Annotated in this window: 13 protein-coding genes and 1 pseudogene; 7 read left to right on the plus strand and 7 right to left on the minus strand. The window is 51.7% G+C overall.

Going from position 1 to position 10,052, the window contains the following annotated elements; translation table 11 throughout:
- Window positions 1–219 precede the first annotated feature (219 nt).
- The gene (locus ABF979_RS14500) at window positions 220–780 is read right to left on the minus strand and encodes a recombinase family protein (RefSeq protein WP_149026362.1); all 561 of its coding nucleotides are present in this window, start codon (window positions 778–780) and stop codon (window positions 220–222) included.
- A 242-nt stretch (window positions 781–1,022) separates the two neighbouring features.
- On the opposite strand from ABF979_RS14500, the gene ABF979_RS14505 reads away from it, so the two are divergent.
- Together ABF979_RS14505 and ABF979_RS14510 are read left to right on the plus strand one after the other, a co-directional pair.
- Window positions 1,023–1,493 (plus strand): hypothetical protein, encoded by a 471-nt coding sequence (locus ABF979_RS14505; RefSeq protein ID WP_415560526.1) that lies wholly within the window; start codon window positions 1,023–1,025, stop codon window positions 1,491–1,493.
- A gap of 5 nt (window positions 1,494–1,498) precedes the next feature.
- On the plus strand, window positions 1,499–2,143 hold the full coding sequence (locus tag ABF979_RS14510) for a hypothetical protein (protein WP_077811925.1): 645 nt from the start codon (window positions 1,499–1,501) through the stop codon (window positions 2,141–2,143).
- Window positions 2,144–2,601: 458 nt separating this feature from the next.
- Here ABF979_RS14510 and ABF979_RS14515 read toward each other — a convergent pair whose 3' ends face one another.
- Window positions 2,602–3,222 (minus strand): recombinase family protein, encoded by a 621-nt coding sequence (locus ABF979_RS14515; RefSeq protein ID WP_415560527.1) that lies wholly within the window; start codon window positions 3,220–3,222, stop codon window positions 2,602–2,604.
- A gap of 186 nt (window positions 3,223–3,408) precedes the next feature.
- Here ABF979_RS14515 and ABF979_RS14520 point away from each other — a divergent pair, with 186 nt between their 5' ends.
- The 3 genes from ABF979_RS14520 (at window position 3,409) to ABF979_RS14530 (ending at window position 6,515) form a co-directional block, all read left to right on the plus strand.
- Window positions 3,409–3,726, plus strand: a complete 318-nt coding sequence (locus ABF979_RS14520) for a helix-turn-helix domain-containing protein (RefSeq protein WP_077811924.1) — start codon at window positions 3,409–3,411, stop codon at window positions 3,724–3,726.
- A 179-nt stretch (window positions 3,727–3,905) separates the two neighbouring features.
- Window positions 3,906–5,096 (plus strand): Fic family protein, encoded by a 1,191-nt coding sequence (locus ABF979_RS14525; RefSeq protein ID WP_187668907.1) that lies wholly within the window; start codon window positions 3,906–3,908, stop codon window positions 5,094–5,096.
- 186 nt (window positions 5,097–5,282) lie between these two features.
- On the plus strand, window positions 5,283–6,515 hold the full coding sequence (locus ABF979_RS14530; RefSeq protein WP_149026360.1) for a DUF6538 domain-containing protein: 1,233 nt from the start codon (window positions 5,283–5,285) through the stop codon (window positions 6,513–6,515).
- On the opposite strand, the gene ABF979_RS14535 is transcribed toward ABF979_RS14530, so the two are convergent.
- Genes ABF979_RS14535 through ABF979_RS14550 form a run of 4 tightly spaced genes read right to left on the minus strand, consistent with a single transcriptional unit; the run spans window position 6,473 to window position 8,076 of the window.
- Window positions 6,473–6,946: a hypothetical protein gene (locus tag ABF979_RS14535; protein WP_187668844.1), complete on the minus strand. Its 474-nt coding sequence runs from the start codon at window positions 6,944–6,946 to the stop codon at window positions 6,473–6,475. The genes ABF979_RS14530 and ABF979_RS14535 overlap by 43 nt on opposite strands.
- Window positions 6,943–7,509 (minus strand): phage protein Gp27 family protein, encoded by a 567-nt coding sequence (locus ABF979_RS14540; RefSeq protein ID WP_077811921.1) that lies wholly within the window; start codon window positions 7,507–7,509, stop codon window positions 6,943–6,945. The genes ABF979_RS14535 and ABF979_RS14540 overlap by 4 nt, the downstream gene beginning before the upstream one ends.
- A 4-nt stretch (window positions 7,510–7,513) precedes the next feature.
- A complete protein-coding gene (locus tag ABF979_RS14545) occupies window positions 7,514–7,819 on the minus strand; it encodes a hypothetical protein (RefSeq protein ID WP_077811920.1) in 306 nt (101 codons plus the stop codon).
- Window positions 7,816–8,076 (minus strand): hypothetical protein, encoded by a 261-nt coding sequence (locus ABF979_RS14550; protein WP_077811919.1) that lies wholly within the window; start codon window positions 8,074–8,076, stop codon window positions 7,816–7,818. The genes ABF979_RS14545 and ABF979_RS14550 overlap by 4 nt, the downstream gene beginning before the upstream one ends.
- Window positions 8,077–8,300: 224 nt before the next feature.
- Here ABF979_RS14550 and ABF979_RS14555 point away from each other — a divergent pair, with 224 nt between their 5' ends.
- Together ABF979_RS14555 and ABF979_RS14560 are read left to right on the plus strand one after the other, a co-directional pair.
- Window positions 8,301–9,023, plus strand: coding sequence for a helix-turn-helix transcriptional regulator (locus ABF979_RS14555; protein WP_077811918.1), 723 nt, complete (start codon window positions 8,301–8,303; stop codon window positions 9,021–9,023).
- Entirely contained in the window at window positions 9,023–9,673 is a 651-nt protein-coding gene (locus tag ABF979_RS14560; protein ID WP_149026358.1) for a hypothetical protein, read from the plus strand. Before ABF979_RS14555 ends, ABF979_RS14560 begins: the two co-directional genes overlap by 1 nt.
- A 218-nt stretch (window positions 9,674–9,891) precedes the next feature.
- On the opposite strand, the pseudogene ABF979_RS14565 reads toward ABF979_RS14560, so the two are convergent.
- Window positions 9,892–10,052 (minus strand): annotated as a pseudogene (locus ABF979_RS14565) (transposase); the annotation flags it as partial.

A 10,052-nucleotide genomic window follows, 5' to 3' on the forward strand; every position in this document is an offset into this window, starting at 1 on the left:
GCAGAGCGTTGAATGTTTCAATGTCGGCTTTCGGGAAATTCTCCCAACCGCCTATATGTCCAGGAAGAGGCGTGAGCCGACATTAAACAATCACCCCCAACGCAACCGACATGCTCTCAACAACGTTTAGTGTCCGAAAAACGGTCGTTTCTGGAAGCTTGTCAAGCCACATCGAACTGACTACGGCACCACTGTCCCTAAAACCTGCTTTTTGACACGCTATCGCCCGCACTGGACCGTGCGCCAGATCGTGCTCCGACTGACCCGAAAAATTTTTGCAATTTCTGCCAGTGACCTCCCGGCCTGCCTCAACTCACAGACATGCTTTTTTTGACGGGACGTCAGGATAGGGCACCTCCCCAGTCGCTTTCCGGCCTGACGCGCGGCTTCCAAGCCCGCTCGCGTCCGCTCCCGGATAATCTCCCGCTCAAACTGGGCAAAGCCTGCAAGGATGGTCAAAAATAACTGACCATTGGGCGTACCCGTCTCAATCCCAATATTCAGTATCCGCACACGAACGCCGTTTTCTGTAAGGCTTCGTACCAGCCCCATGACATCGACGGTATCACGTCCAAGCCGATCCAAACGTGCCACCACCATACTATCCCCCTGCCCCAGCCGGTTCAGTAGAACAGACATTCCAGGACGCTCCATCGCAGGAATCCGACCTGAAACAGTATCGGTGATGATCTCCTCAAGCCCCTCCCTTTTCAACTCAAGAAGCTGAGGATCATGACTCTGTTCATCGGTGGAAATGCGAGCATAACCATAACGCGCCATCGTTTGTGTCTCCTTATGTAAACGGGACACGTTTTTGGGACACCATTTTACTCCCTTCGCTCTTCGGAAGCCTTCCGTCCCAAAAACGACGGATTCTGACTACGGTTCGATCATTTTCCGAGACTTGTAGTGCAACCATAGCTGTTCTTGAAACCAACCCGTTTCTGCCAGGCATGGTTACATGCTCGCCTTGATAAGGCCCGCCTCCTATCTCTCAGCATACGCCCAGAAGGTAAAGTTACATGAAGACATTGATTGCCATTTTTGGTGGCACATTGCTTTATTGGATATGTGCTCTTCTCTATCTCGGAGTTTTTAATAGCGGGATGCGAAGCACCTTTGCTGACGTTTCAGAGTCCAACCCCAAACCACTCAAAGCGTACGCGCGTGCCAAAGATATCGTTACTATTTACGGAAATGTAACAGAAATAGACCAGTCCATAAATGTAGGTTCAAAATATCATCCAGAATATCAACATATAAAAACAGAAGATAGATGTGGAATATTCACTTTTGAAAACAAATACTCAAAATATAGATTTAAAATTGGAGTATATACTTACACTTCTACATCAAGAGATACAAAAGACAATTTGGTAACATCAATTCCACAAAAAGATGATGATTACATGCATATCGAAATATCTGATGGTTCATGCTCCGCTCATATAACGCTGGATAAGCATGAAACCCACACCATGCTTTATGGATAAGACCCATGGATATGGATATTGATATTGACGGTAACACCTATTGGTTCTGCACTTTATCCGGTGAAATTTCCAGTGTGCGGAAATGGTCAACCACAACCGTAACCACATCGGGCGGTGGCGGCTACATCCACCCAAAATACGGTGGGTTCATCAATCCTCCTGCGGTCAACACCCAAACCCAGAACCATCAAAAATTCTGGATCGTCTCTCCTGATGGCCGGGAAACAGAAATCTACCTGAATAACTTCTCATGTCGGGAAGGTCAGCAGGCAACAATCATATGGGGCGCACCAAAAGGTGCCAAAACAGGAAATTATCTGGCAATAAAGAATGATACTACGGGAGATGTTTCATTCTTCGACAAGAAGAACTTCATGTCATCTTTCAGTAGCATATGGATGGACTTTCTCAAGGTGAGCGCAATATATTTCGCTGCGATCATAATTGTTGCGATTATTGTTATGCCGTTATCTGAAGGATTTTATTTTGCTTCAAACAAAGAGCTTGTCAGCTATGTCTGCGGTTTCTTTTTCCTCGGCATGTTAGGCATCGGCTTGATCCATGCCTTTACCAGCCAGATCATCCAACTCAGTAAATATCAAACCATCGTCTACGAAACATTGGAAAAAATCCAGAAAGCCAATGTTTAAAACGCATACAAAGACGCATTCAGCGGAGTTTATAAAGCCATAGAAGACCTCAAACACTATGAAGGCTAAACCTGTGCCAAAACAACAATCCCTTTTAGTGGGCTTGCTTCTTGCTATGTCTGCTACATCGCCTGTTCAGGCACAGACAAGCAGGCAAACGACAGCACCAGCCCGTCCTCACGGATGTATTGCTGATGGCGCAGCCGGGGCTGTGGCAGGCCACTTCGTGTGCTCTGGTCATTCCGTAATGGGTGCAATCGCAGGATGTTCGTATGGCGCGTGGCAACATCACAAATGGAAAAAGGGAATGAAGACTTATGACAGTCAAAAACGCACAATTATAACGCCTTCGGACAAGAAGTAGGTCACCTTTTCAAAGCCAGACGGATAACGATCTATAGGAAAACATGCTGACCGTCCAAATTTATTCTATCGTCCGGAAGTCAGGCCTTCACTCACTATTGAGCTATCCTGACAACACGATGGACTGTTGATTTACTGACTTTGAAAATTGCAGCGATTTCCCGCAGAGACATGCCATTTTCCGATAAATCACGAATATGGCCCTGCTGTCGCTTTGTCAGACAGTCTGGACGACCGAGCTTTTTTCCCGATGCCCGGATTGCAGCGAGCCCGGCACGTGTTCGCTCCCGGATCAGTTCACGTTCAAATTCTGCAATCGCCATGAGAATTGTTAAGAACATGCGGCCATTGGGGGTACCGGTCTCTGCGCCGATATTCAGTATCCGCACCCGAATACCCTCTTCATCCAGCATCCTCAGCAGATTCAGGACATCCACAGTATCCCGTCCAAGGCGGTCAAGCCGTGCAATCACAAGGCTATCACCCCGTTTCAGTTTGCCCAGAAGCTCCGAAAGCTGAGGACGGACACGGGCTGGGACGGAGCCTGAAATCACCTCTGTGACAATTGTTTCCACCCCTTCACTCTGAAGCGCGAAAATCTGGGGATCATTCACCTGTGCGTCAGTTGAAACCCTTGCATATCCATAACGTGCCATATGGCTGCTTTCGACAATGACCCAACAGGCACACCTGAACTGCATGCCTGAGAGCGTCATCTATCATTATCGTCGTTTTATGTAAACATATTTGGTTCCATGCGATATTATTTATGTATATTATTGAAGTGTATCCCTCAAAATCCGGAATGGAATTTACCCTGACTTTCTCACTCAAATTGCCATTTTTGCGCAGCATGGTAGTAAATACGAAGGTGCCACCGTATTTTCCAAAGGTTCGTTTTCATGTCCATTCTGCTGGCTTCGCAGTGTCGTGCTGCCCGCGCCATGCTTGGCCTTTCCCAGAAAGACCTGGCGCAGCTGGCTGAGGTGGGTTCTAGAACACTAGCTGATTTTGAGACCGGCACACGCTCGCCCCATCACAGAACGCTCAAAGCGATCCGGCATACACTGGAGGCGGCAGGAATCCTCTTTATTGGTGAGGAAGGCAGTCTGGGGCCGGGCATCAGGCTCAATAGCAATGAACACCCAGCACTTATGTCAGATATGGAACAGCATGCCCCTGAGGTTCGGCAAGAACTCAACCCCGGCGCTTTCCAGTAACCATATAGTTCATTCTCTGCTTATTCCACATGCCCAACCAATATAATGCATGGCACCATCCTGCCTTCATCTTTGACAGAAAGCTTAAATAAAGCACGCGGCGATAGCCATAAAATTAAGCTTGTGATAAAAACCTTAAATATGGATCATTCTACCCTCCCATGTTGAAGGTTTTCGCCATGAACCGTCAGGATTTAATGGGGGGCATCAGAGAGTGTCTGACCCGCCTGCCTCCCCCTTATGAGAGCCATTATGGCGTTGTCCCACCTGCTCCACCTGAAAGTGGGGTATATCTGGACGACATCACAGCCCTGCACTCCCAGGCGATGGCTTCTCTGGGGCAAATTGCAGAATGGGCACGGGCGTCAACTGATCCCTATCTCATTAGCAGAACCCTCCGCAGCAGGGAGGCCGTCAGCAGTTCCGCGATGGAAGGCACCCACAGCACCCTTGATGAACTGCTGATCGTTGACGAAGACGATGAACAGGCCACGCAGGAAACACGCCAGGTCAGGGACTATGCGCTGGCCCTTGAAAAATTCCTGCCTCTGGCCGCTGCATCCGGCAGGAGCGTTTTCACACTCGACACCGTGCTGGCACTGCATCGGGAAGTCATGAAACATGACTCATCCTATATCGGCACTCCCGGAGCATTACGAACGACCGTTGTCTGGATTGGTGGCAGCAGACATAACATCGCCTACTCCATCTACAACCCACCCCCGCCTGACCGGGTGCCCCAGTGTCTTCAAGACACGCTCGATTATATGGCGGGGGATGGCATGCAGATGATGACGCAGTCACTCATCACGCGGATTGCTATCGCCCATGCCCACTTTGAAGCTGTCCACCCATTCAGGGACGGCAATGGGCGGGTTGGCAGGCTTCTGATCCCGATGATGCTGGCAGCGGAACAAGAGCCACCTCTCTATCTCTCTTCCTACATTGAAGCGTACAAACAGGACTATTACGACGCGCTGAAACAGGCGCAGCAGAAACTGAACTGGCTCCCCCTGATTGCCTTCATGTCACAAGCAATTATTGGGACCGTGCAGGAATTCAAAGCTGTCAGGAGTGCAACCGAGACGCTGAAAGCGGAATGGCTGGGCAGACGCTCCTACAGAAAGAACTCCGCAGCGCTGAGAGCACTGGATGTTCTGGTTGATTGTCCTGTCATTACAGCGACACGACTTGGGAAAATTCTAGACATTTCTGCTCCTGCAACCAAGACTGCGCTGGAACAGTTACAGGCCGCTGGCATTCTGGTGGAACGTACCGGATATGCCAGAAACCGGATATTTTCTGCCCCCGAAGTCATGGCAATCATCAATAGACCATTCGGGGAAAGAGAACTGGATTCACCGGCATAAACAGGTTAAATATGACCCCATCAAGTTCCCAGACTGTTTAACCAATTCTGGGAACTCAGACACTAACCGGAAGACAGCACGTCGCATTCTTTTTGCTGTTTCAAGGAGTTAGAAACGTGTCACTGCGGGTTGGCCCGGGTTCGAGTCCCGCAGTTCGCACCAGTGAAAAATACCCCTTGAAAATCAATGACTTGCAAAGAAAAGCGTCACAGCCCTGTAGCCGTGCGTCATACCTCTAGCGTCACACCAAAGCGCCATTCAAAAGCAGCTTCGCTGCCAGAGGCCGAAGGTGACATGCAGGGTATGACCAAGCGGGGCAGCGTCTATTATGCTCGCCTCATCATTCCAAAAGATCGTTGGGCCGATACTGGCCGAGTCACAGGAGCCCGCAACGGAACCCGCAGAGACATTGTGAAGTCTCTTGAGACCAAGGACTATCGGGAAGCCCTCCGGAGGCGTGACGCAGCCCTCTCAGCTATGAGGGAGGCCATCAATCAGGCTCTGTCTGCCCACAATCTGCCTCCGCTTCAAGGCTCTTGGTCTCCCTCACTGGGCAGCAGCCTCCAGACACAGATACTCGAACAGGCTCTGAAGGCCCGCAAAGACCTTGCTGGTGCTGATGACTACCGGACACCCGAGTATCTGAATGATGACCCGTCAGAAGGTATCGTCGTCAGTGAGAGCTTTTCCTCTCGTGATTTTGGGGCTGATATCGTGAATGAGGCGCTTGCTCAGGCAGCCAATCGGATCGCAGCACAGTATCCGGGCTCCAAAGGCCAGCGAATGGCTGATGAGGCGTATCACCAAGCGCATGACATAGCATTCGGTCTGACCACACCCCTGAGCATCCTTCTGGATCGCTGGCTTCCTCAGCTTGAAGGGAACGTCACTCAGGAGCTCATAGACAGACACCACCGGGGCTTCTCTCGCCTTGGTCAGTATCTTGCAGAGTCTCAGGGTAGCAAGACCTCTGACCCGGAAGGCTTTGTCCGCACCATTGCCATTGAAACCATAGACAAGAAGGTAGTCGGTCATTTCAGGGAATGGCTGGAAGCATTGCCCGGCATCGGTCCGCGTGTGGTAGCCAGTCACCTGTCCACCATGAACACCTTCTGGAAATGGGCCGAACAGGTTGGTTATGCAGAGACCAATCCGTGGCAGGGATCGACGCATGGCCTCAAAAAGAAGATCGCCAACCCGAGGAGGGCGATGACACGATCGGCGTCACGGCGCAGCCGACGCCTGTTCAGCCGTCTCATGCGCTACCGGGTGAGCAGCGTCCGGCGCAGACGCTGCCAGGGCGTGCGACACCGCCGTCCGTGCAGAGCGACGTGGAGCCGGGTCAGGAAGCAGAGGCGGATCAGGGTGCCGGGAAGTCAGCGCCTGTCGTTCCGCCTGCCTCCACGCATGTCGGCCTGAACCTTGGTGAAATTCTGGAACGTCACGCGCAGCGCGTTGGCAAAAGCGCGATCCTCGACATGCTGGGGCAGCGTGTCGGCGGTGAGATCGAGCAGGCTCTGTCTGCGATGAGCGCGCCGATCCGCAAGGCCGTGCAGACGTCTGACAGTTTCGAGGATCTGGAGACGACAATCCGGAAGATGAAACTGCCGACCGACCAGATGACGGCGGCGCTGGAGCAGGCCAACGCGCTGGCGTTCATGCTGGGCGATGCGGCGGCGCTGGAGGCGATGGGCAGCAGCGGTGATGACGGCGACCCACGCCAGAACCCATGAGATGCCGATACGCCGCGATTTTTCGATGACCGTCACGTTATGCGACAGCACCTCCTGAATAACCCGCTGCTGATAAGGCAAGAGCGGATCACGGACAGGATCGAAAGCGTCGCTCACTTCCTAATCCCGAGAATGCGCGCTTTGACCGCATCGATTGTCTCGTTGTCCCAGCCCCGCTCTTTTGCGGTCTCAGCAATCCCTGCCGCCGTTTCCTCTCGGATGCTGCGTTCGATTTCCTCACGGATACGCTTCTGATATTCGGCATCACCCTTGGCTGCGCTCACGAGATGCGACACGGTTCTCGCCAGCTTTTCCATATCGGACGGGCTGTTTTTCAGCCCTTCAATCGCAGCCGGATCACCATCTTCGCTGACAGTGAAAAGATCGAACACCATGGAGTGCATCAGTTCGATATTCAGCTGCGCCGTCTTGGATGCAGGCTCCTTGCCCGTCTCACGAAAAATCGCCTCAGTTATCTCGCGGGATCGTCGGAGACGTTCCGCGATCGGAGCCTGCCTCTTCACCCATCGACCCACGGATGACCGACTGATATGCACGACCTCAAGCTCTGTCAGCTTGGTCATGATCTGGTCAAACGTGAAGCCTTTTTCATTGCGCAGCCGCAGAATCAGCTCGCGGATTTCAGACGGCAGCTTATCAATGGAAGAGGGACGTTGCATAGGATCAGCTCGCCAGCGCCTGCGCCACACCGGAGACAATCTGCTCGCCCCGCGCGACGCGCTGCCCTGTCGGCGTCAAGACAACTTTCCACAGATCACCGTCGGATTTCATCAACTTCTCGATCCGCAGGCAGCTACGCCTTTCCAGAAACACCAGATCGTCACGCAAGGTGTCATGATCCGTATGACGACCACTCTCCAGAACGGCCCGCAGCAGCACATCCTCGTTGAGCATGCAACTGCTCATCTCGGACAGACTTTCCAGCACACTCCTGCGCCGGTCACCCACAATTGTCTCAGAAACACTCATAGTTTTCGCTCCATGTGACCCCGCACAATCACGGCCACCATCTGCTCGGTTTTCCTGCCACCCTCACTGACCACAGCCAGCGACGTCTCAATGCGCTGGAGCGTCGCCTTCAGATCTCGCTCCAGCGTTTCGACACGCATCACCGCACCTTCATTCCGACCGAGTTGCACGGCAAACGCCGCCAGCGAGCCAAAGCGCATTTTCAGCGCCGCCTTGATCTCTTCGGCGTGCATGCCTTTTCGATGTGTTTGTGTCATAGTGACGCTCCTCAAACCGGGGCGGTGCCAGCCGCCCTTTTCTCAACCCCCAAGACCGTCATTTCTGCCGGTCGTTCGTTTCTGGAAGTTCTGCCGGTGAGAATACACCACAAACGAGAACAAGAAACCCCAAATGTGGAGTTCCAAGTTAAATGTTGTGGGTATTTTGTGGATAAAGCGAAAAAATATAACCACAATAATGGCTTAACTGAGTGTCATTCGCCATGATTAAGGAGTTCCAAGAAAGAAATCCCAACTTGGAACCAGATTTTGTGGTGGAGCGCCTCAAGGAAGCCGTCGAACGTGGCGGTGGCTACTCCAGAATTGTGGCCTCTTCAGGCATATCATCGAGCGCGCTGAGTAATTATCTAAATGGTCGCGAGATGAAAATCGGGACAGCCAACCGTCTCGCATCTGCCTGCGGCGTCTCTCTGCAATGGCTACTCTTCGGCGGCAATGTGGTCGAAAAACAGCCAGTTCCTGCTCAAAGCTCCGGTGATCAGATCTCGATTCCTCTTTTTGAAGGAGAAGTCAGCGCCGGACCAGGCGCGCTGGCTCCGAATGTCGAGAACTTCGCCACAATAGAAATCGGGCGCATGAGCCTGCCTTCACAGGTATTATCACGCTTGTCTAATCTAGTGGCTGTTACAGTGCGCGGTGACAGCATGTATCCAACACTGTCAGACGGCGATATCGTCTTTGTGGATACCGGGGACCATGCAGTCATAACTGGATCAGTCTATGTAATGCGCCGCGATACTGATCTGCTCATCAAGCGCTTATCTTGGAATATGTCCGGTGATCTGGTCGTTTCCAGCGACAATTCTCAATACCGCGATGAACAGATCAGCGCCGACCGCGCCCGCCAGCTCTTCGAGCAGGGCGCAAGCCCCATCGTCGTCGTAGGCCGCGTCGTCTGGCGCATGGGAACCATAGGAGCCCGCTAATGCCGTCTAATTCAACCACATTTATCGCAGGATCATCGCTTCCTCCTCGCCATCCGACCCCATTCAAAATAGAGGACAGGCATGCGTTTTCGCCCTCGCAATCCTGCTTTGATAAGGCTGTTTCAAACGAAAGAATGAAATTTGGATGCGTTCCTGAATATAGAGAACGAATAGATGAGGTTTTGTGGTTAACTATTTCTGATGGGAGCCCAAAATATAAAAGATTATTTGTTAGAGACCATTTGCGTAATTCGGGATTTCTCTGGCCTTGGATGCTCAGTAAATCTGATGAATTCTCTGCAGTAGGAAAATGCCCCAAGGCGTGGGTGAATAGAAATTTAGTTCCAGGGGATATCTCACAAGAAGATATGTTCGAGTGGTGGATCGCAACTGGATCGCAAATGACATATGTTGTGCGAGAAATAGAGCAAGCTATCAATCTTCTCAAACTATTACCTTATAAAACGTATTCTGCTCGCGCTCTTGACTATGATAAATGCGAATTTTCAGACGCGTCTGTTAAGAACATGCAGGCATCTATTCCAAAATCTATTCAAGAAAACAAATTTGAAGATTTTTTCCCAAGTTTCCCATGCGACGGTGCGATGATAGAGATAGACAGCCCTAAGCGGCGATTAAGAGCGACCTGATATTCGCTCCACGCCCTGCGCGAGAAGTGCAATACCTACTGTCCAAAAACATCCAAATCTATTTTGGTGCAAAACCACGAGAAATTTCCCGTCTTCCTGTGGGTAACTTTTCTGTCTTGATTTTATCCCGGTCGTCCGCGCGTTTCCATCCCATGACATCCCCGGTCGTCCCACATAATCCCGGACTCTCCGTGGTGCAGAACTAAGTGTCCCCTTACAATCACGCTCTCCGCCAGAAGCCGCTTCAGCTTCGCGTTCTCTTCTTCCAGAGCCTTGAGCCGCCGCGCCTCCGATACTTCCATGCCGCCGTATTTCGACCGCCATGTGTAGAACGTCGCATCGCTGATCCCGTGCCTGCGGCACAGATCGACCGCCGACG

The sequence above is a fragment of the Gluconobacter sp. genome (assembly GCF_047723935.1).
Lineage (GTDB): Bacteria > Pseudomonadota > Alphaproteobacteria > Acetobacterales > Acetobacteraceae > Gluconobacter.

Coding starts and splice junctions, on each gene's coding strand:
- ABF979_RS14525 (WP_187668907.1), top strand. CDS start 3,906: ATGAACCGTCAGGATTTAATGGGGGGCATCAGAGAGTGTCTGACCCGC.
- ABF979_RS14540 (WP_077811921.1), bottom strand. CDS start 7,509: ATGCAACGTCCCTCTTCCATTGATAAGCTGCCGTCTGAAATCCGCGAG.
- ABF979_RS14545 (WP_077811920.1), bottom strand. CDS start 7,819: ATGAGTGTTTCTGAGACAATTGTGGGTGACCGGCGCAGGAGTGTGCTG.
- ABF979_RS14550 (WP_077811919.1), bottom strand. CDS start 8,076: ATGACACAAACACATCGAAAAGGCATGCACGCCGAAGAGATCAAGGCG.
- ABF979_RS14530 (WP_149026360.1), top strand. CDS start 5,283: ATGACTTGCAAAGAAAAGCGTCACAGCCCTGTAGCCGTGCGTCATACC.
- ABF979_RS14505 (WP_415560526.1), top strand. CDS start 1,023: ATGAAGACATTGATTGCCATTTTTGGTGGCACATTGCTTTATTGGATA.
- ABF979_RS14520 (WP_077811924.1), top strand. CDS start 3,409: ATGTCCATTCTGCTGGCTTCGCAGTGTCGTGCTGCCCGCGCCATGCTT.
- ABF979_RS14560 (WP_149026358.1), top strand. CDS start 9,023: ATGCCGTCTAATTCAACCACATTTATCGCAGGATCATCGCTTCCTCCT.
- ABF979_RS14515 (WP_415560527.1), bottom strand. CDS start 3,222: ATGACGCTCTCAGGCATGCAGTTCAGGTGTGCCTGTTGGGTCATTGTC.
- ABF979_RS14555 (WP_077811918.1), top strand. CDS start 8,301: ATGATTAAGGAGTTCCAAGAAAGAAATCCCAACTTGGAACCAGATTTT.
- ABF979_RS14510 (WP_077811925.1), top strand. CDS start 1,499: ATGGATATGGATATTGATATTGACGGTAACACCTATTGGTTCTGCACT.
- ABF979_RS14500 (WP_149026362.1), bottom strand. CDS start 780: ATGGCGCGTTATGGTTATGCTCGCATTTCCACCGATGAACAGAGTCAT.